Here is a 20,040-nt window from a genome sequence, read left to right as displayed (position 1 = left end):
GCGTCGAGTGCGAGGAGGCCTTCCCCACGGGCGACACTCCCTTCCAGCTCCAGGCCACCAGCACCACCTTGCGCATCGGCTGGGGCGAAGGCGGCAGCCAGGACGAGGGCTGGTTCCCGTGGTGGTCGGGCGTGATCTTCGTCCGCTGATCGCCCGGGCGCGCGAGCGCCTACGATGAAGCCGAGCTCCAGCGCGCCCACGCGCGCTGGAGCTCGCGCGGTTGCGCCTCCCCAGGCTCGGGGCGCCAATAGAGCATCTCCACGCTGTCCTTGCGATCCAGCGCGAACGCGGGGGCATCTTCGCAGCGGTGGACGATGATCCAACGCGAAGCCGGGTAGTCCCACAGGGCCAGCCGGGCGGCCTTGCGGACCTCGCCCCAGTCGCGCCCATGGTTCACGAGCGTCCCCGCCCCCATCGAAGCCCAGATCCATCATGTTCCACGTGGAACACCCGGAGCCGCTCCGCCCTCAGCTCCCCAATGTTCCACGTGGAACACCCGCGACGATCGCCCATCGGCCTCGCTCCAAGCGGCCCTGCTCGTCGAGCCCAGCAGGCGCGACCTGACCTGCGCCGAGATGGGTGAAGAGCAGCCCGCCTGGCCGGAGCCAGGGTCCGCCTTCCCGAACCCAGCGCTCTGGCTCAAACACGGCCCTCGCCGAGCAGGCGTCAAAGCCCGGCTCCAAGGGTCCACCCTCGATGCCTCGCCACTGGCCTCCATCGATTCGCCCACGCAGGACCTCGCAGTCCGCCCGCCCGAGCTTGCGGAGTCCGAGGGTCAGGAGGTCGGCGCGCTTCTCTCGGGGCTCGACGAGGGTGAGCTGGAGGTCGAGGCCGATGGCGAGGACGAGGCCAGGGAAGCCTCCGCCGCTGCCAATGTCGAGCCAGCGCCCCTGGACGCCGAGCTGCCGTGCAAGAGCGACGAGCTGCAAACCCTCGATCACATGCGCGTCGAGGTCTGCATCCGCGAGGCTCCCGGTGAGGTTCGCGGCGCGTCCGTAGAACTTTAGAAAATCTTTTAATATCAACACCTTATCGAGATCAACGGCCTCCTCGGGGAGGCCGAGATCCTCGGCCGCTCGGGCGATCTCGTCTGCGCTCACGGCCGTCATCTTGCCATGATGCGTCGTCCCGGTTTGGATGGCCCCCGTGACCCGCCGCGTCCCAGCGCCGGCCTCGGGCAACCGAGAACTCGACAGCCGCCTCTTGGAGCGCCTCGACGACGAGGCCCAGCGCAGCCTGACCCGCCGCTGTCCGCCAATTCGCGGGCGTGAGGGCCTGGCTTACGCGCTCGACGGCCGCGAGGTCGTCTCCTATTGCAGCAACGACTACCTGGGCCTGAGCCAGATGCCCATCGAGGCCGCCGACGCCACGGGCTCGGGCGCGTCGCGGCTGGTGTGTGGGGACCTCGAGGTGCACCGCCGGGTCGAGGCTCGATTTGCCGAGTGGCTCGGCCACGAGGACGCGGTGCTGTTCCCCAGCGGCTTTCAGGCCAACGCCTCGGTGCTGCCCTGCCTGCTCTCGAAGGACGATCGGGTCCACAGCGATCGCCTCAACCACGCGAGCTTGATCGACGGCATGCGCCTGAGCGCGGCGCCTCGGAGCCTGCTCGAGCACCTCCAGCCGCCCAAGCTCGGAAGCCGCGAGGCGGCCCCGCGGGACTGGTGGGTGTGCGAGTCGGTGTTCTCCATGGACGGCGACGGGCCGAGCCTCGGGGACCTCGAGGGGCACCTCGCCGGCGGCGGCTGCCTCTACCTCGACGAGGCCCACGGCCTGGGCCTGTTCGCGGGCGGGCGCGGCCGCGGGGCGCTATTGCGGGCTCGGCCGACGATCACGGTCGCGCCCCTGGGCAAGGCCTTTGGCTGCGCGGGGGCCTTCGTCGCGGGCTCCAAGGTCGCGTGCGCGTGGATCCGCAGCCACGCCCGGGGCTTCGTGTTCTCGACCGGCGTCTCGCCCATGCTCGCGGCGGCGATCGAGGTCCAGCTCGAGCGCGTGCGCGGACCCGAGGGCGAGGCGCTGCGTGGTCAACTGTGGCGAAAGGTGGACCGCTTCCGTACCCGCCTCGGGGCGAGCCACGGCCAGGCCTTCCCGGCGCTGCGCTCGCCCATCCACCCCATCGTCGTCGGCAGCAACGCCCGCGCGCTGGCCATCTCGGCCCGGCTCCTCGACGCCGGCTGGCACGTCCAGGCGATCCGTCCCCCCACCGTGCCCGAGGGCTCGGCCCGGCTGCGGGTGACGATCTGCGCCGGCCACTCCCTCGAGCAGGTCGACGCCTTCGCCGATGACCTGCTGCGCTGCCTGGAAGACGCATGATCGAAGCCGGCACGAGCTACTCCCCCAGCCGCATCTTCGTCGTCGGCACGGACACGGACGCGGGCAAGACGGTGGTCACCTGCGCCCTGCTCCAGGCCGCAGCGCGTGCAAGCGTCACCGCGATCCCCTTCAAGCCGGCGGTGTCCGGACCCGAGGGGCCGCGCAGCGATCACGCTCGCTTGATGGCGGCGTCGATCCTCGATCCCTCGGAGCTCGACGAGCTCGCGCCGATGCGCTGGCCGACCCCCGTCGCGCCGGGCCTGGCCGAGGACGAGGCGCCCTTCCTCGGCGAGGGCGTGAGCCGCAGCGACCCCGAGTCGCTCATCGGCCGGGCGCGCTGGGCCCTCGCGCGCATCGAGCAGCGCCACGGCGCGCAGCTGTCGTTGATCGAGGGCGCCGGCGGTCTGCTCGTGCCCATGCCCGGCGGGACCTGGCTGCCCGAGTGGATCACGGCCCTGCGCGCGCGCCCGCTGATCGTCGCCCGGGCCGGGCTCGGGACGATCAACCACACCTTGCTGACCATCGAGGCCCTGCGCGCCCGGGAGCTCGAGCCCGTGGGCTTCATCTTCACCCAGCTCCTCCCCCGCCACGACCCCTCCCGCGGCCACAACGCCGAGGTCATCGCCACGCGCAGCGGCCTGCCCTGCCTGGGTCGCCTACCCTTCCTGGGGCGACCGCCCGTCTACCCCGACGACTCGAGCTGGCTGCAGCCCGAGATCTGGTCGCGCCTGCTCGCCCGCACCTGAGCCCTGCCATGCCTCGGTCTTCTCGGTCCTCGCGCTTCGCCCTTCCCCTCCTCGCGCTCGCTGGTCTCGCGAGCCTGGCCGGCTGCCGGGGCGAGGCCCCCTATCCGCCCTCGGCTCGCCCCGGGGACGACGTGTTCATGGCCGCGACGGCGCCGACCCTCGACGCGGTCCAGGTGCCGCGGGCGAAGATCCGCCAGGGCGGCGGACCGGGGGCGAACCTCATGCTCGTCGCCCAGGCCCCCGAGCGCTTCGCCGGGACGATCCAGGTCGCCGGCAACGAGCTCGTCAGCCTCGCCGTCAACGAGGACCAGTACGGGCTGCGCTGGGTCGGCGGGCGCGAGGGCGCGAGCTTGCCTCCGGGCTACTACTCCGGGCCGCCGACGGCCTGCGCCGTCGAGAGCTTGCTCGGCCTGCGCCTGGACCCCGAGGCCTTCGTCGGGATGATCCTCGGGGGCGCGCCGCTCATCGACGGGCCCCACGAGGTCCTCGACCGCCGCTGGGATCGCAAGGCGCGGCGCGAGCTGATCACGATCACCAACGGCGCCTACGAACAACAGCTGCGCTTCGCCTGGTTCGAAGAGCAGTGGGTGTTCGCGGGCGCGACCTCGTGGCGCATCGAAGGCGGGGGCAAGGACGACGGCAAGCAGTGGCTGTGGACGATCCGCCACGACGAGCTGCACGTCGTCGCCGGCAAGATCGTGCCCAAGAAGACCGTCATCAAGCAGCCCAAGCCCAACGGTCGCGGGTCCCAGAGCTTGACCGTCAGCTTTCAAAAGCAGGTCCCCAACCCGCCCGCGCTCGCCCGCGGGGCCGAGGTCGATCCCGACTCCCTCGGCGAGGACCCGCCCAAGGAGCTCATCGAGGGTGACGGCGGCGACGACGGCAACCACGGCGACAGCTGGGACGGCGACGACTGGGGGGACGACGACGACGATTGGGAGAACGCCGACGGCAGCGCGTCGAGCCCGAGCCCGAGCCCGTCGAGCCCGGCGACCTCCGCGAGCGCGCCCGCAGAAGAAGCCGAGCCCGTCGAGCCCGACCCAATCCCGCCGCAGTTCCTCGGCAACCCGACCGGCCTGCAAGCGCGCGGCGACCTGTGCGGCCCGAGGTAGGCCTCCCGTGACAAAGCACCCGATCCGCCCGTCCGTCTCCGGCCTCTACGCGATCCTCGACTGGCCCTTCGCCCACGCCCTCGAGCCCGATGTCCTCGCGGCCGCGCTCCTCGACGGGGGCGCCCGCGTCCTCCAGCTCCGGGCCAAGCACGCGAGCCGAGACGAGCGCACCGCCCTCGCCCGACGCATCGCGCCGGTCTGCGTCGCCGCCGAGGTCCCCTTCGTGCTCAACGACGACCTCGAGCTCGCCCTCGAGCTCCTCGACGCTGGCGTTGCCGTCGCCGCGGTGCACCTCGGTCAAGAAGACCTCGCGGCGGTGGCCGAGCCCGCGCGCGCCCTCGAGCGTGTGCGCGACGCCGGCCTCGGCCTGGGCCTCTCGACCCACTCCCGCGCCCAGGTCGAAGCCCTCGCCGCCCTCCCCTGGCTGCCGGACTACATCGGCCTCGGCCCCGTGTTCCCAACCCGGACCAAGGCCAAGGCCGACCCCGCAGTCGGCCTCGAGCGCCTGGCCACGATCCGCCGCGAGGTCGCGCCGCCGCAGCTGCCGATCGTTGCCATCGGCGGGATTGACCACGAGCGCGCGCCCCTCGTGGCGCAAACGAAGGTCGAGTCGCTGGCCGCGATCGGTGCGCTGACGGCCGACGACCCCGACGCGATCCGCGATCGCACCCGAGCGATGGTCGCTGCCTTTTCGCCATGACATCGAAGTCGCGGTCGACAGCCAACGACCTTCGATCCTCGCCTTGGTCAACTCGGTCTGAACACCCTGTAGTTCAGCCCGTCTGATCTCGAGGCGATCAACCGTCACAACCGCCCTCGCTCTGCGTCAAAAATTTGCCTTGCTGCGCAGCGCGGCGAACACTCGATCCATGGATGTTTTGCGTAGCTCGAATACTGGCCAAAGGGCCACGCGGCGGAGCCTCCCGGCTCGCCGACTCCGGACTGGACCTCTACCTTCCGTTCCCTGGCGCGACCTCAGCCGCCGCTCCGGCGTCGAGTCGCACCTGACCACGATGATCCTGCTCGCCTTTGGCTGCCTCGCGCTGATTCAGCTGCTGCTGCGCGGCTGAACTCCACGCACCTCTTCGCTCGAGCACGCAAACAAAAAAACGCACCGACGGCCCAGGCCGCTCGGTGCGTTTTTGTTGGTTCAGCGCAGCTAGTTGCTGGCTCGGTGCGCGTCGACCTCGGCCATGATCTCGGCGTCGGTGAGGATGTGGCTCGTCGACTTGGCCTTGGCGAAGATGCGCTTGACCAGGGCCTCCTCGACCTCGATGTCGCGGCTGCTGAGCCAGTAGCGGACGTTGGACTCGCCGGACATGAAGCCGACCTCGATGGCCTGCTGCTTGCCGAACCAGTTGGCGGGCACGCCCGAGTAGATGCGGTCGGCCAGGTCGACGTCGCCGGTCTTGATCGCCTTGATGACCGCGGACGCGTGCACGCCCGTGGCGGTCCGGAAGGCGTCGGCGCCGACCAGCGGGTACTGCTGGTGGATCGGCACCTCGCAGGCCTTGGCCACGGCCTCGCACCAGGGCACGAGGTTGGTCAGGTCGTAGTCGATCTCCCCGAGCAGCTTGAGGTTCATCAAGGTCTGGTCGAGGGAGGCGTTGCCGACCCGCTCGCCGATGCCCAGGGCCGTGCCGTGGATGCGGTCGGCCCCGTTCTCGAGCGCGATGATGTTGTTGGTCACCCCGAGCCCGCGGTCGTTGTGGCCGTGCCAGTCGATGCCCACGTGGGTCATGTCGATGGCCTCGAGCAACATGCGGGTGAAGGTGACCAGGTCGCGGACGCCGTCGGGCGTGGCGTGGCCGACGGTGTCGCACAGGCACAGGCGCGTGACCCCGTGCTCGACGGCGCAGCTGAACAGCTGGTTGAGCACCTGCGGCGTCGAGCGGGTCGTGTCCTCGGTGACGAAGCACATCTCGAGGCCCCGCTTGCGGCACAGCTCGGCGGAGCTGCGCGTGCGGTCGAGGAGGGTCTGGATCGACCAGTTCTCCGTGAACAGCCGGATCGGGCTCGAGCCGAGGAAGGCGTAGACCATGATCGGCTTGCCGGTCTTGTCGGCGATGTCGGCGACGGCGTTGATGTCCTTTTCGTGGGTCCGGGCCGCGCACGCGTACTCGATGCCGAGCTTCTCCCGCTCGGCGTACTCGATCAGCGCGGTCACGTCCTCGACCGCCCGCGCCCCGGCCCCGGGCAGGCCCAGGTCCACGGACTGAATGCCCAGCGAGGCGGTCAGCCGCAGGATCTCCTGCTTCTCCTCGAGGGAGGGGTCGCGGACCGAGGGCGACTGGATGCCGTCGCGCAGGGTCTCGTCGAAGAAGGTCAGCTGCTTGTCCTTGAGCGGGCTCAAGGACCACCGACGGTTGCGCGAATTCCAGTCGAAGACCAGCTCGCTCGCGCTGCGTTCCGTGGACTCGTCTCGTTGCAGGTCAGCCATCTCGCTCTCGGTCCTGTGTTTGCGTTCGCTGGAGGTTCAGGCCCGCTCGAGCACCAGGGCGATGCCCTGACCGCCGCCGATGCACGCCGAGCCGACGGCGTAGCGAGCCTCGCGGCGGCGCAGCTCGTGGACGAGGTGCGCCGTGATCCGGGTGCCCGAGGCGCCCAGGGGGTGACCCAGGGAGATCGCGCCGCCGTTGACGTTGACCTTGGCCCGATCGAGCTCGAGCTCTTTTTCGCAGGCGAGGTACTGGGGCGCGAAGGCCTCGTTGATCTCGACCAGGTCCATGTCGCCCAGGCCCAGGCCCGCGCGCTCGAGGGCGCCGCGGATCGCCGGCACGGGGCCGATGCCCATGAACTTGGGATCGACGCCGGCGACCTTGTACTGGACCAGGCGCGCGAGCGGGGTCAGGCCGTGCTGCTTCACGGCCGCTTCGCTGGCGAGGATGATCGCCCCGGCGCCGTCGCAGATGCCCGAGGCGTTGCCCGCCGTGACCACGCCGGTCTTGCTGAACGAGGGCCGCAGCTTGGCCAGGCCCTCCATGCTCGAGTCGGCGCGCGGGTGCTCGTCGGTGTCGACGAGGATCTCCTTGCGCCGCTTGGTCACGGTCACCGGCGCCATCTCGGCGTCGAAGTAGCCGCCCTGCTTGGCCGCGGCCCAGGCCTGCTGGCTGCGCAGGGCGTACGCGTCGGCCTGCTCCCGGGTGATGCCGTGCTTCTCGGCCAGGTTCTCGGCGGTCACGCCCATGGCGCAGCCGGCGTAGCTGTCGGTCAGCGAGGCCCACAGCGTGTCCTCGAGCTCCGGGCTCTTGCCCAGGCGCGTGCCCCAGCGAAGGCCGCGGGCCGCGTGGGGGGCCTGGCTCATGCTCTCGGTCCCGCCGGTCAGCACGATCTCGGCGTCGCCGACGAGGATCTCGTGGGCGCCGTTGATGACGGACTGGAAGCCCGAGCCGCACAGGCGGTTGACGGTCAGGGCCGGGGTGGCCTCGGGGCAGCCGGCGCGCAGGCCCACGTGGCGCGCGAGGTAGATGGCGTCGGCCGAGGTCTGGGCGACGTTGCCGAACACGACGTGGTCGACGGCCGCCGGGTCGACCTCGCCAGCCGCGAGGGCAGCCTTGGCCGCCTCGACGGCGAGGTCCGTGGCGCTGAGGTCCTTGAACGCGCCGCCGAAGGCCCCAAAGGGGGTGCGCTTGGCGGCCACCAGGTAGATCGAACGGGAGAGAGCTTTCTGAGTCACTGCGCTTGTCCAGAGCCAGCTGGGCTCGGGATCCATCCGCGAGCCGTTGGCTGGAGGTAGTATGCCACGCAGGCCACGGGGCCTTCGCCGGGGCTTACTCACGGTTGCGACCACGACGATGAGCCTCTCCCTCGTGACCTTCGCCCTGGCCTCGATCCTCGCCGCGCCTGCGCCCGTCGACCTCGACGCGCCCGCCGGGGACACCCGGGAAGATGGGCAGGAGGAAGACGGGCAGGGAGGGCTGCGCGCCTGGCTGCAGCGGCCCGTCCCGGTGAGCGCCCGGTTCCTGGATCACGGTGTCGTCGCGGTCGGAGCGGCCGGCGGGGTGCCGCACCGCTACCGCGTCGAGGTCCTCGTCGGCGTCCTCGATCACCTGACGATCGGCGCCACCGCGCACTGGCTCCCGGGCCAGACGCGCCCCCAAGTGTGGCCCGTGGTCGCGCTCGCGGCTTACCGCGGGCGCGTGCTCGAGCTCGGCGCCCACTACCGCCCCGTGCTCCATCCCCCCGTCGGCGCCGTGCCGACCTTCGTGCCCCGCACCCACCTGGGCCTGGGCAGCGTCGTGCTCAGCGCGGGCTACTTCTCCGCGGGCCTCGACGCGGGCGTGGCCCACGTGCGCGCGGCCCTGACCGACCCCCAGCGCGCCACGGCCTTTGGCCGACGCACGGTGTTCGGCGGCGGCGTGACCACGCGCGTCGGCACCCGCCGCTGGGGCGTGCGCGTCGACCTGCTCGCGGCGCTCACCGAGTCACCCCTGCTCATCGCCGAGCTCGGCTTCGACTGGCGCTTTGGCGCCTTCGAGCTCCGGCCGCGCTGAGCCCGAGGCCTCCGGCCGAGGCGCCCGCGCGGAGCTGACCCACCAGCGCTGCCCGGCGATCGACTTCATCCCGGGCAGCTCGCTGTCCGAGCGCTCGAGCTCGATCTCGAAGTCGCTGGTCTCGTCGCCAAACAAGAACACCCAGCGCCCTGGGGAGGCCACGCGCAGCCCCTTCCAGCGCGACTCCGGGGCGTAGCGCAGCGCCTCGTCCTGGGCCTCGGCGTAGAGCAGCACGGCCAGGTCCTCGAAGCTCGGGGGCGAGGGCGCGAGGAGGGCCGCCACGCCGACGCCCTCGACCTCGTCGACGGGCCCCGGGTTCACGAGCGCCCCCGACCGACCCGAGGACCCCGCGGTGCTGCCCACGATCACCCCGAGGGCGGCCAGGGCCACGACGTTGACCGCGGCCAGGACCACGCCGCCGCTGCGCCGCAGTCGCGACGGGCGGGCGAAGGGCTCGAGGCGCTCGAGCAATTCTTCCATCGACGACCAGCGCTGGTTTGGGCCTTCCTCCAGGCCGCGCGCGAGGATCTTGGCGAGGGCCCGGGGTCGCGGCCGTCGGGTCTGCTCGTAGCTGGGGTGGACCTCGAACAGCGCCTCCCACAGCGCCACGCAAAAGGCGTACTGATCGCTCGCCGCCGTGGCGATCTCGCCCTGGCGCTGCTCCGGCGCCATGTACCGCGGCGTGCCGGCGCCGGGCATGCTCTGGCGACTCTCGCGGCTGTCGTTGTTGCTCTCGTAGAGCGGCGTGCCGCGCTCGGGCGCCGGCAGGGCCAGGCCAAAGTCGAGCACCTGCGCGCGGCCGTCGGTGTCGACGATGACGTTGCTGGGCTTGAAGTCGCGGTGCACGAGCCCGGCCGCGTGCGCGGCCGCGAGGCCCCGGCCGGCGTCGATGAACACCTCGAGCGTCCTGCGCAAGCGCGCGTCGGAGCTCGCCTGGGCCGTGCGCTCGAGCCAGTGATCGAGGCGCCGACCCTCGACGTACTCCATGACCAACACGACCTGCTCGTCGACGAGCTCGACGTCGTGCACGGGGACCACGTTGGGGTGGCTCAGCTGCGCCTGGCTCCGACCCTCGCGCATCAACCGGGCTTGCTCGAGGGCCCGGGCCTCCCCGGTCTTGCCGCGGCTGCGCACCAGCTTGATCGCCACGCGCCGCTCGAGCTGAAGATCGAAGGCCAAGTGGACCACGCCCATGCCCCCGGCACCCAGGCGCTGGAGCGCGAGGTAGCGGCCGAGCTTGAGGTAGCGCGAGACGTCGCTCGAGGTCGCCGGGCGACCGAGCTGTGGCGGCGCGCTGCGGAGCGAACCCGACGCGCTGTTGTGCGCGCGCGCCGTGCCGGTCGAGGTCGACGTCGAGGTCGACGCGCCAGTCACCGCGATCGAAGGCCCGAGCAAGCCCGCCTTGACCTTGGCCAGGGCGCGCGCGCGACCGATCGGATCGGTCTCCAGGGCCAGCTCATCGCCGAAGCGACGCATCGCGTCGGGGTCGATCCCCGGCCCGGAGACCGAGTCCGCACCCGACTCCGACTCGGGCCCAGCGTCCGCTGCCTCACCGGGGCTGTGCGCGTCCGAGCCGACCACCGCGCGATGATGCCCGAGGGCGGCGAAGCGAGAAAGCGACCCCACCCGCGCAAAGCTGAGTTACCTTTCCCCCGTGAGCTCCTCGACGCGTGACGCGCTCCGCGATACCCCGGACGAGGCGCTCCTCGATGCCTGGCGCGAGGGTGATCGTGAAGCGGGCAGCGTGCTCATCGAGCGCCACTTCGACGCCCTGTACCGCTTCTTCCGCACCAAGGTCCCCAACCACGCCGAGGATCTCGTGCAAGAGACGCTCACCGCCTGCGTCCACGGCCTCGAGGCCTTCCGCGGGCAGGCCAGCTTCCGCACCTACCTGTTCGCCATCGCGCGCAAGCGCGCCTTGATGTACTGGCGCTCGCGCTCGCGCCGGGGCGACGCCATCGACTTCGACACGATCAGCGTCGAAGACCTGGGCGACAACGCCTTGAGCCTCGTGAACCAGGCCCAAGAAGAGCGCCTGTTGCTCCGGGCGCTCCGGCGCCTGCCCGTCGAGCTCCAGATTCTGCTCGAGCTCTTTTATTGGGAGGGCCTGTCCGGCGCCGCGCTGGCCGAGGTCTACGACATCCCCGAGGGCACGATCCGTGGACGCTTGCGCAAGGCCCGTGCCCTCCTCGACCAGCGCGTCGAGGAGCTCGCCAAGGATCCGCGCATGGTCCGCTCGACCCTGGACAACTTCGAGCGCTGGGTCGCGTCGATGCGCGGGCACCTCGGTCCGAGCGACTCCAGCTCCTCGCCGGCTTGAGATCCCCAGGCATCTACGTTGCTTTAGGGTGCTTTCGGGCGCTTTTGACCCCCGCTCGGCGGTGAGGACGCGAGCGCGGCGCCTCCCAACCCCTGCGTTGGGAGCGCGCAGGCAAAAGATCCGAGAAAGATCCGAGAAAGATCTGAGAAAGATCGAGATTGCCGTGATCGACTTTGGGTGATCGGCAACCAACCCGACCGACCGGGAGGCGCACCCGTGCGCAACCCGACCGACCGGGAGGCGCACCCACGAGCGCACGACACTGCCGAATTCACCCCATCGGCATCCGCGTCCCCTGGTCAAGGCAGAGCCGCCTCCTCCCTCGGAGTCGCGCTTTCGCCCGCGACGCCGGCCCCGGATTCACCGACGCGACCTCGCGCCGGGGTCGGCCGTCGCCCACCTCCCCCGCCTCTCCCCAGGCCCACCCGTGACTCTGTCTGGTCCCAACCCCTCCGGGGGTATCGTCCGATCCATGCCTACGCGCCGCACCGCGAGCTCCGCCGAAGAGGCCTGGATCGACGAGCACCAAGAAGTCGACGAAGCCGAGCTCGGCTGGGACCTCGACAACCCCGTTCGACCCACGATCGCGGCCGACCGCCCCTTCACCCTGGTGAGCGAGTTCGAGCCTCGGGGCTCGCAGCCCAACGCCATCGCCGAGCTCGTCTCGGGCCTCGACAACGGCGACGCCGACCAGGTCCTGCTGGGCATCACCGGCTCAGGCAAGACCTTCACCATCGCCAACGTGATCGCCAAGACCCAGCGCCCGACGCTGATCCTGGCCCACAACAAGACCCTCGCGGCCCAGCTCTACGGCGAGTTCAAGGCGCTGTTCCCCGACAACGCCGTCGAGTACTTCGTCAGCTACTACGACTACTACCAGCCCGAGGCCTACGTCCCCTCGACGGACACCTACATCGAGAAGGACTCGAACATCAACGAGCAGATCGACCGCATGCGTCACGCGGCGACCTTCTCGCTGCTGTCGCGCCGGGACGTGATCATCGTCGCCTCGGTCTCGTGCATCTTCGGCATCGGCTCGGCCGAGGCCTACTACGGCATGATCGCGCCGATCGCCGTGGGCGAGGAGCTCGAGCGCGACGTGCTGCTGCGCCGCCTCGTGGCCATGCAGTACGAGCGCAACGACGTCGACTTCCACCGCGGGACCTTCCGGGTGCGCGGCGACGTCGTCGAGGTGTTCCCGGCCTACGAGGACGACACCGCCGTGCGCGTCGAGTTCTTCGGCGACGAGGTCGAGGCCATCCGCGAGATCGACCCCCTGCGCGGCGTGACCCGGGGGCACATGAAGCGGGTCACCATCTTCCCCGCGAGCCACTACGTGACCCCCGCGAGCAAGCTGCGCGCGGCCATCGAGCGCATCCGCGGCGAGCTCCAGGAGCGGCTGCAAGAGCTGCGCGCCAACGAGCGCCTCGTCGAGGCCCAGCGCCTCGAGCAGCGCTGCATGTTCGACCTCGAGATGCTCGAGGAGATGGGCCGCTGCTCGGGCATCGAGAACTACTCGCGCCACCTGACCGGGCGCGAGGCGGGCCAGGCCCCGCCGACCCTGCTCGACTACTTCCCCAAGGACTTCATGCTCGTCGTCGACGAGTCGCACGTGACCCTTCCCCAGGTCCGCGCGATGTACAAGGGCGACCGGGCCCGCAAGTCGACCCTCGTCGAGCACGGCTTTCGCCTGCCCTCGGCCCTCGACAACCGGCCCCTGCAGTTCGACGAGTTCGACGAGCGCATCGCCCAGGCCATCTACGTCTCGGCGACCCCGGGCAACTACGAGCTCGAGCGCACCTCGGGCGTGGTCACCGAGCAGATCATTCGGCCCACGGGGCTGCTCGATCCGCCCATCGAGATGCGCCCCACCGCCGGACAGGTCGACGACCTCCTCGACGAGATCCGCGTCCGCGCCGACAAGGACGAGCGCGTGCTGGTCACGACCCTGACCAAGCGCATGGCCGAGGACCTGACCGAGTACTACGCCGACCTCGGCGTCCGCGTTCGCTACCTGCACGCCGACGTCGACACCCTCGAGCGCGTGGCGATCATCCGCGACCTGCGCCTGGGCGAGTTCGACGTGCTCGTCGGCATCAACTTGCTGCGCGAGGGCCTCGACATCCCCGAGGTCTCCCTGGTGGCGATCCTCGACGCCGACAAGGAGGGCTTCCTCCGGGCCAGGCGCAGCCTCGTCCAGACCTGCGGTCGAGCCGCGCGCAACGTCGACGGTCGGGTCATCATGTACGCCGACCGCGTGACCGACTCGATGCGCGCGGCGATGGACGAGACCGAGCGCCGACGGACCATCCAGTCGGCCTACAACGCCAAACACGGGATCACCCCGCGCTCGACGCGGGCCAAGATCACGCCCCTCGAGCAAGAGCGGGCGGCCCCCGGGAGCGCCGGGGGCAGCGCGGGCAAGCGCGGGTCGAAGGCGGCGGCCAAGCAGCTGCCCGTCGGCCTCGATCGCGCCCGCGACCAAGACCTACTACCCAGTGAACTGCCCGAGCGTATCCGCGAGCTCGAGCAGGAGATGCGAGCCCTGGCCAAGGGGCTACGATACGAGGAGGCGGCGACTTTGCGCGACCGCATCCGAGTGCTCGAGGCCAAGCAGCTCGCCTACGGCGGAGGACAGTGAGAAGTGACCGACATGCAGCAGGTATTTGAAGAGCGAACCCGCCCGACCCCCGAGCTGAACGTCGAGCCCCTGCGCGTGGCTCGTCCGGAGCCCCGCAAGGAGACTCGTCCCGACCCGCGTCGAGGTCGTGAGGTTGGCGAGCGTCGCTACATGGTCGCCCTGGGCCAGCGCATCCGCAGCGCCCGCGAGCAGCGCGGCATGACCCAAAAGCAAGCCGCGCTCGCGGCGGGCATCGCCACCGACATGATCTCCCGGCTCGAGAACGGCCGCTACCAGAGCCCCGGCCTGCGGACGCTGCTGCGCATCGCCGAAGGCCTCGGCATCGCCCTGTCGGAGCTGCTCCCCGACACCAACCTCGAGCAGCGGGCCAGCCCCGTCGAGCTCTCCCACCGCGCCCGCCTCATCGCGCTGGCCCACCGCGCCGAGCCCCGCGACCTCGAGCTGATCGTCGACATCGCCGCGACGATCGTGAACCGCCCCTGACTACTTTGCCCCCGCAGGCGTTGGAGACTGGGGGCGCTGCGTCGCTCCGCTCCTTCGCTTGGGCTGGTGGGCAATGGCGTTTGTACCTCTGCATCGGCTTTCTTCGCCCCCTGAAGGGGGCGAGCGGCTGGCGATCGCCGGACTCTGAGAGGTCGAGCTGCCAGCGGTCGCCGAACTCTGAGAGGTCGAGCTGCCAGCGGTCGCCGAACCGGTAGGCTCCTGGTGAGCCATAGAGGTCGAGCTGCCCTCGAGTAGCCGCAATGGCTTTGTCTGCTCCTCCGCTTGGGGTCGGGCAGTCCTAAAAACGTAGCTGTAGTCCGCCTGGGGCCAGGCGCAGTTCGAGCGTTGCGCGCTCTCGCGTGAGCGCCTCGCGCTGTTGCCGATGGAGCTCACGCAAGCGCGTGAGCTTGGCCTTGCGGTTCGCGGTGACCAGGGCCAGCACGCCCGTTGCGATGGTCAGGCCCACGGTCACCGCGGCGGCGGAGATGAACACCGGCTGGTAGATGTTGTAGCGCTCGTAGTGGGTCTGCGGGTCGCCGACCTCCTTGCCCTCCGGGCAGGCGCCGTCGCAGATGTCGGCGAGGTAGGCCCGGCGCTCGCGGTCCGCGAGCAGGCCCATGGTCAGCGTGGCCACGCCGGCGCCCGCGGTGAACCCGAGGCTGGTGTAGGTCGCCAGCCGCATGCTGTGCACGCGCTCGCTCTGGGCCCGCTCTTCCCGGGCGGCGAGGCGCTCGAGGGTCTCGAGCTCGGCGCTGCGATCAACCACCGTCGGTGCGGGCGGCGTCTCCACGCTCGGACGCAGCAAGTTGCGCACGTCGAGGACCTCTTCCTCGCCCGCGTAGAGCACGTAGCGCTCTTCCCCGCCCTCGCCCTCGGCGTCGCGGACCTCGACGGTGATGTCGCCGGGCTCGACGACCACGGGGAAGTCGTCGAGGCCGTACTCGACCCCGTTGATCAACAGGCGCGCCGGCGGACGATCGACGGCGTAGCGGACCCCCTTGAGCACGACGACCTGGGTGGCGAGGACCTCGAGGGAGGCCTCCGCCTTGCGGACCTGCTCGGGGCTCGCGCCCGGCTCGGACACGAAGCGCGCGTAGGTCCGCACGGCCAGCACCGCCTCGCCCGCGCTCTCGTAGGCGTAGGCCGCGTTGAACAGCGCCGCCGAGGTCGGCTGGAGTTCGTAGGAGCGCAGGAAGGCCTCGGCCGAGGCGACGTAGTTCTTGGCCTGCGCTTCGGCGATGCCGACCTCGTACCAGTCGAGGGCCGTCTGCGGCTCGAGGCCCGGCTCCGCGTCCGGTGCGTCCCCTGCAGCAGGTGCGTCCGTCGCAGCAGGTGCGTCCGCGCCCTGTGCGGGCGGGCCCGCCCACGCGACGCGCCACGGCAACGCGAGCGTCACGATCAACGCGACACTCAGCGCACGAGCGCGCTGCCGGGAGCCCTCGCCCTTCACCGCGCCATGGTATCGCCCCGCGCGAGCGCGCGCGGCTCAGCGCCTCATTTGCCCTTGGTGAGCTCGTCCGGGGGCGGCAGGAAAGGCCCGCCGTCGGTGGAGCCAGCCGGGTCCTTGGTCTTGCCGACCTTCTTCGTGGGCCGCGGTCGCTTGCCGCCCTCGCCCTTGTCTCCGCTCTCGGAGTCCGGCAGCGGCTCCAGGCGACGGTCGAAGTTCTGGTCGCTCAGCGGCTTGGGCCGCAGCACCTGGCTGCGGTGCCCCGGGAGGCTCAGCTCGACCTCCACCGCCTCGTTCCCGGCGGGCAGGGTGATGGTCGTCGGCGTCGGCTCGTCCCAGACCTCGCCGTTGACCGTGACCGTCGCCCCCTCGGGCTGGCTGGTGAACTGCCACTGGACCTCTCGCGCGGGCGGCGGGGCGTACTCCGTCGCGGGCGGCAGGCGCTCTCGGGGCGCCTCCACGCCCGGCTCGACCTCACCTCGCGGAGGCTCCACGGGCCTGTCGGCGTCGCGCTTGGGCGGGTTGATGACCATCATCGCCGCGACGGCGATCGCCGCTCCGAGCATCGGCAAGATCACCCACTGCGCCCACGACCCGCCCGTCGGCGCGACCAGGCTCGGGTGCGAGCCCGTCGGCAGCACGGGCGGAGGCGGAGGCGTCTGCGTGGGCGTCCCGCGCTCGACGAGGGCCGTCGCGTCGCCATGGCTCACCGCCCCGCGCCCCTGGCCGACCTTGACCGTGGGCTCGACGGCCCAGCCACCGCTGGGCGATCGCCGACGCTCCCCCGCCCAGCGCCCCGACGAGGAGCTCTCGCTCGCCAGCGCCAGGCCCAGGGCCTCGTACTCCCCGGTCCGCCGCAGCGCCGCCCGGGCGTAGTCGACCCGGGTCTTGAAGAAGCGAGTCATCAGCGCGCCCAGGTAGTTGCGCGGCTCGGGGCTGTCCTCGAGGTCTTCGGCCAGGCGAGCTAGCCGCCGGACCTCGCCCAGCATCTCGCCCGCCGATCCAAAGCGTTCCTCCGGATTCGCCGCCAGGCTGCGCGCGATCAAATTCTTCAGGCCCTCGACGAGCTCGGGCGCCTCGGCCAGCTCGCTGCGATCGCCCTCGGGGCCAAAGTCGATGTCCGGCACGCGGCAGGCGATGACCCGCTCGAGGGTCGCCGCGTCGGACTCGCAAGCGAACAGACGCCTCCCGGTCAGCAGCTCCCAGGTGATCACCCCGACCGCGAACAGGTCCGTGCGCAGGTCCAGGTCGGTCCCCCGCGCCTGCTCCGGGGACATGTAGGCCAGCTTCCCGCGCAGCTCCCCCGTCCGCGTGTTCGAGGTCTTGCCCGCCGCCTTCATGATCCCGAAGTCGCCGACCTTGGCCCAGCCGTCGAGGTTGATCAGGATGTTGTGCGGCGACACGTCGCGGTGCACCAGGCGGTAGAGGTCGCCCTCGACGTCGCGCAGATCATGGGCCGCGCCCAGGCCCTCGAGGGTGTCGCTGAGCAGACACAAGATCACCGAGAGCGGCAGCTGCTCCCCGTCGAGGGCGCGCACGAGGGCCGACAAGTTGTCGCCCTCGATGAACTCCATGACCATGAAGTGGACGCCCTCGACCTCGCCCAGATCGAGGATCTCGACCACGTGCGGGTGGTGCAGGCGCGCCGCGATGCGAGCCTCGTCGAGGAACATCCGCACGAACTGCGACTCGCTCGCGAGGTGCGCGTGGATGATCTTGACCGCGACGACCTTCTCGAAGCCCGCCTTGCCCTTGGCCCGGGCCAGGTAGACCGTCGCCATGCCGCCGTGGGCCAGACGGTGGATCAGCTCGTAGCGCCCGACCCAACGTCGCGCCGCGCCTAGCTCGCGATCGCCCACGCCGACCCCCCGAGGAGGGGCGTCTCGTGCGCCTGCCGAGCCTTGGCCCGGGGGCGAGACGATCTGCGTATCCGCCTCGACCTGCATGAAGCTGACCGCTGATCACCATACGCAAAACCAGACCCCTGGTCACCCGAGCGATGGCGCACCTCACGCGGACTCCGGCCCGCCCCCGACTCCAGTCGGGCCGGTGGCGCTCTCAGCCAGCTGTGGAAAATCCACCCATCCTGTGGAGATCTCTCGAGAGATCTTCTCCACAGCCTAAAATTTATTGAATCAGTCTAGTCGAATCATGGTGAAAAATGCTACACGAGCGCACACCTTCAGGACTGAATTTCTGCAATGTTCTCGATCACTTGGATCAGTTCATCCACAGGATATTGTGCAGGCGTACCAAGCGCACCACAACATCTTGTGGAATGACCCTTGCGTGCGAGATCGCCTTGGCGTAGGAGTCGAAGAACGGGGAGCGACGAGAGAGAACATGGCCAAGCGACAGACCCGCCGAAGCATTTCCGTCAAAGGCATCACCTACCAGCGCCTCAAGGACTACTGCGACGCCAATGGCCGCAGCGTGAGCGGCTACCTCGAGGACATCATCGCGGAGAAGCTCGACGCCGCGGGCGTCCCGGTGCCGACGGTCCTCAAGGCCCGTCCTCAGCGCAAGGTTGAGGACGAGCCCGAAGAGATCGTCTCGCAGCACTTCACCTTTTGAGCGCGCTGCGCGAACCCGAGAGCGATCGTTTCCCGACGGTCGCTCTCCGCTTTGGTTGCCGCCGCCAGCGCAGCGGGCTCGAGACCGACCCGGCCCGGCGGCCGCTGTAGGATCGCCGCGCCCATGAGCAAGAAACATCTCGACTCGGTCCGAAGGTTGTTATCCCGCCGTCGCGCCCTTCAGGGCGTGGGCGCCGTACTGGGTACCGCCGTCGTCGCCTGTGCCGACGATGGCGCGGCCGAGGGCGCGAGCCAGGGCAGCGAGACCGACGACGAGGTCGGCGAGTCGAGCACGGACACCGACGACAGCGAGTCGGGCGACACGGGCTCGACCGAAGGCACGGGCAACGAAGACAGCTCGACCGAGTCCGACACCGACACCGACACCAGCACCACCGAGGGCGAGTCGGACACCACCGACACCGGGGAGGGCGACGCCTGCGTCGACGACACCAACCTCAGCGCCGCCGAGGCCCTCGCCGAGGTCGAGCACATCGTCGTGCTGTGCATGGAGAACCGCTCCTTCGACCACTACTTCGGCGCGCGCCAGCTCGTCGAGGGGCAGACCGACCTCGACGGCCTCAGCGGCGACGAGACCAACCCCGACGGCCTCGGCAACGAGGTCGGCGTCTACCACTCGACCAACTACGAGCCCGCCGATCCGCCCCACCAGTGGGACGAGGTCCACGCCCAGTGGAACGGCGGAGCCCTCGACGGCTTCGTCACCGAGCAGATCAAGATCCACGGCGAGGGGCTCAAGGACGAGGTCATGGGCTACCACGTCCGCGAGGACCTGCCCGTGCTGTGGGAGCTCGCCGACCACTTCACCCTCTGCGACCAGTGGTACTGCTCGCTGCTCGGCGGCACCTGGCCCAACCGCTACTACCTGCACTGCGGCACCTCCAACGGCCGCACCTCCAACGCCCCCGCCCTGCCCCTGCCGACCACCATCCAGGACGTGTGCGGCGACGCGGGCATCAGCCACAACAACTACTACGGCGACGTCGCGTGGAAGTGGGGCGCGTTCCCGGGCTTTGGCTTCGGCGGCACGGACAGCTTCGACGAGTTCTTCGACGCGATCGACGACGGCACCCTCGAGCAGGTCGTGATCATCGACCCGAGCTTCACCTCGAACGACGACCACCCCTCGCACGACATCACCCTCGGGCAGGCGCTGATCGCCTCGGTCTACACGGCCCTGGCCCAGTCGAGCTACTGGGACAAGTGCCTGCTGATCATCACCTACGACGAGCACGGCGGCTTCTACGACCACGTCGCCCCGCCGACGACCCCGGACACCGAAGGCCCGGACTTCCAGCAGCAGGGCTTTCGCGTGCCCGCCGTCGTCGTCGGGCCCCACGTGCGCAGCGGCTGCGTCAACCACACCCCCTTCGACCACGCGAGCTTCCCGGCGACGGTGACCCGCAAGTTTGGGCTCTCGGAGATGACGGAGCGGACGGCTGGGGTCAACGACCTCGCGAGCTGCATCGACCCGGACAAGCTCGGCAATCCTTCGCCTCCGCCGCCGCCTTCGATGCCGAGGCTACGCGTGGATGTGGAGGCGGTGATGAAGCAAGTCGGGGTGACGAGCTCGCAAGAGGAGCTGATGGTCGCGACGGGGAACTGGCCGATCACGCCAGAGTTCACGGCGCGGGAGCGGGCTCGGGTGATGCGCTGGCTGGAGCGGGCGCGCTCGCTCGGGGTCGTGGAACTGGTCTGAGCTCTTTGCTTTCGGAGAAGATCGTGGGTTTGGGCCTGACTGAGGAGGCTGTGGGTTTGGGCCTGACTGAGGGGGCTGTGGGTTTGGGCCTGCGGTGCCTGGGTGGCTTCGACGGTGCACCGCGGCCTATTCGGCGGGCGCCTCCCCACTCCTGCGCTCGAGCCGGGCCACGCCTTCGGCTCTTCCAAGAATGTA

17 protein-coding genes are annotated in these 20,040 nt (G+C 70.4%); 10 read left to right on the top strand and 7 right to left on the bottom strand.

Features of this window, described 5'->3' with window-relative positions:
• Positions 1 to 169 precede the first annotated feature (169 nt).
• Both PPSIR1_RS38520 and PPSIR1_RS45100 read right to left on the bottom strand, forming a co-directional pair.
• Positions 170 to 397 carry a hypothetical protein gene (locus tag PPSIR1_RS38520; RefSeq protein WP_006976713.1) on the bottom strand — a complete coding sequence of 76 codons (228 nt, stop codon included), beginning with the start codon at positions 395 to 397 and terminating at the stop codon, positions 170 to 172.
• A 70-nt stretch (positions 398 to 467) separates the two neighbouring features.
• Positions 468 to 1,109 (bottom strand): 16S rRNA (guanine(527)-N(7))-methyltransferase RsmG, encoded by a 642-nt coding sequence (locus PPSIR1_RS45100; protein WP_086002088.1) that lies wholly within the window; start codon positions 1,107 to 1,109, stop codon positions 468 to 470.
• A gap of 37 nt (positions 1,110 to 1,146) precedes the next feature.
• Between PPSIR1_RS45100 and PPSIR1_RS38510 the strand changes: the two genes are divergently transcribed.
• The 4 genes from PPSIR1_RS38510 to PPSIR1_RS38495 are packed head-to-tail and all read left to right on the top strand — an operon-like array spanning position 1,147 to position 4,868.
• The gene (locus tag PPSIR1_RS38510) at positions 1,147 to 2,310 is read left to right on the top strand and encodes an aminotransferase class I/II-fold pyridoxal phosphate-dependent enzyme (protein ID WP_157596418.1); all 1,164 of its coding nucleotides are present in this window, start codon (positions 1,147 to 1,149) and stop codon (positions 2,308 to 2,310) included.
• Positions 2,307 to 3,056, top strand: coding sequence for a dethiobiotin synthase (gene bioD / locus PPSIR1_RS38505; RefSeq protein ID WP_006976710.1), 750 nt, complete (start codon positions 2,307 to 2,309; stop codon positions 3,054 to 3,056). Before PPSIR1_RS38510 ends, bioD begins: the two co-directional genes overlap by 4 nt.
• 8 nt (positions 3,057 to 3,064) lie before the next feature.
• On the top strand, positions 3,065 to 4,168 hold the full coding sequence (locus PPSIR1_RS48815; RefSeq protein ID WP_006976709.1) for a hypothetical protein: 1,104 nt from the start codon (positions 3,065 to 3,067) through the stop codon (positions 4,166 to 4,168).
• 7 nt (positions 4,169 to 4,175) lie between these two features.
• Positions 4,176 to 4,868: a thiamine phosphate synthase gene (locus PPSIR1_RS38495; RefSeq protein ID WP_006976708.1), complete on the top strand. Its 693-nt coding sequence runs from the start codon at positions 4,176 to 4,178 to the stop codon at positions 4,866 to 4,868.
• 459 nt (positions 4,869 to 5,327) lie between these two features.
• Here the strand turns inward: PPSIR1_RS38495 and PPSIR1_RS38490 are convergent, their stop codons facing one another.
• Together PPSIR1_RS38490 and PPSIR1_RS38485 are read right to left on the bottom strand one after the other, a co-directional pair.
• Positions 5,328 to 6,608 (bottom strand): LeuA family protein, encoded by a 1,281-nt coding sequence (locus PPSIR1_RS38490; RefSeq protein WP_006976707.1) that lies wholly within the window; start codon positions 6,606 to 6,608, stop codon positions 5,328 to 5,330.
• A gap of 36 nt (positions 6,609 to 6,644) precedes the next feature.
• On the bottom strand, positions 6,645 to 7,880 hold the full coding sequence (locus tag PPSIR1_RS38485; protein WP_045117593.1) for an acetyl-CoA C-acetyltransferase: 1,236 nt from the start codon (positions 7,878 to 7,880) through the stop codon (positions 6,645 to 6,647).
• Positions 7,881 to 7,962: 82 nt separating this feature from the next.
• On the opposite strand from PPSIR1_RS38485, the gene PPSIR1_RS38480 reads away from it, so the two are divergent.
• Complete coding sequence (locus PPSIR1_RS38480; protein ID WP_006976705.1) at positions 7,963 to 8,661, top strand: hypothetical protein; 699 nt, start codon at positions 7,963 to 7,965, stop codon at positions 8,659 to 8,661.
• On the opposite strand, the gene PPSIR1_RS45095 is transcribed toward PPSIR1_RS38480, so the two are convergent.
• Positions 8,593 to 10,242, bottom strand: coding sequence for a serine/threonine-protein kinase (locus PPSIR1_RS45095; RefSeq protein WP_006976704.1), 1,650 nt, complete (start codon positions 10,240 to 10,242; stop codon positions 8,593 to 8,595). The two genes, PPSIR1_RS38480 and PPSIR1_RS45095, sit on opposite strands and share 69 nt — an antisense overlap.
• Positions 10,243 to 10,315: 73 nt before the next feature.
• Here PPSIR1_RS45095 and PPSIR1_RS38470 point away from each other — a divergent pair, with 73 nt between their 5' ends.
• From PPSIR1_RS38470 to PPSIR1_RS45090, 3 genes are all read left to right on the top strand, one after another.
• The gene (locus tag PPSIR1_RS38470; RefSeq protein WP_006976703.1) at positions 10,316 to 10,981 is read left to right on the top strand and encodes an RNA polymerase sigma factor; all 666 of its coding nucleotides are present in this window, start codon (positions 10,316 to 10,318) and stop codon (positions 10,979 to 10,981) included.
• A 472-nt stretch (positions 10,982 to 11,453) separates the two neighbouring features.
• Positions 11,454 to 13,622: an excinuclease ABC subunit UvrB gene (uvrB, locus tag PPSIR1_RS38465; protein WP_006976702.1), complete on the top strand. Its 2,169-nt coding sequence runs from the start codon at positions 11,454 to 11,456 to the stop codon at positions 13,620 to 13,622.
• Positions 13,623 to 13,634: 12 nt separating this feature from the next.
• On the top strand, positions 13,635 to 14,105 hold the full coding sequence (locus PPSIR1_RS45090) for a helix-turn-helix domain-containing protein (RefSeq protein ID WP_157596417.1): 471 nt from the start codon (positions 13,635 to 13,637) through the stop codon (positions 14,103 to 14,105).
• Positions 14,106 to 14,403: 298 nt separating this feature from the next.
• On the opposite strand, the gene PPSIR1_RS38455 is transcribed toward PPSIR1_RS45090, so the two are convergent.
• Together PPSIR1_RS38455 and PPSIR1_RS45085 are read right to left on the bottom strand one after the other, a co-directional pair.
• Positions 14,404 to 15,501: a tetratricopeptide repeat protein gene (locus PPSIR1_RS38455; protein ID WP_157596416.1), complete on the bottom strand. Its 1,098-nt coding sequence runs from the start codon at positions 15,499 to 15,501 to the stop codon at positions 14,404 to 14,406.
• Positions 15,502 to 15,599: 98 nt separating this feature from the next.
• Entirely contained in the window at positions 15,600 to 17,411 is a 1,812-nt protein-coding gene (locus PPSIR1_RS45085; RefSeq protein ID WP_006976699.1) for a serine/threonine-protein kinase, read from the bottom strand.
• A 484-nt stretch (positions 17,412 to 17,895) separates the two neighbouring features.
• Here PPSIR1_RS45085 and PPSIR1_RS38445 point away from each other — a divergent pair, with 484 nt between their 5' ends.
• Together PPSIR1_RS38445 and PPSIR1_RS38440 are read left to right on the top strand one after the other, a co-directional pair.
• The gene (locus PPSIR1_RS38445) at positions 17,896 to 18,126 is read left to right on the top strand and encodes a hypothetical protein (RefSeq protein WP_006976698.1); all 231 of its coding nucleotides are present in this window, start codon (positions 17,896 to 17,898) and stop codon (positions 18,124 to 18,126) included.
• A gap of 123 nt (positions 18,127 to 18,249) precedes the next feature.
• Positions 18,250 to 19,845: an alkaline phosphatase family protein gene (locus tag PPSIR1_RS38440; RefSeq protein ID WP_157596415.1), complete on the top strand. Its 1,596-nt coding sequence runs from the start codon at positions 18,250 to 18,252 to the stop codon at positions 19,843 to 19,845.
• Positions 19,846 to 20,040: the final 195 nt, after the last annotated feature.

It is taken from the genome of Plesiocystis pacifica SIR-1, assembly GCF_000170895.1.
GTDB classification, from domain to species: Bacteria; Myxococcota_A; Polyangia; order Nannocystales; family Nannocystaceae; genus Plesiocystis; species Plesiocystis pacifica.
This window is presented reverse-complemented; position numbering and strand designations above follow the sequence as displayed.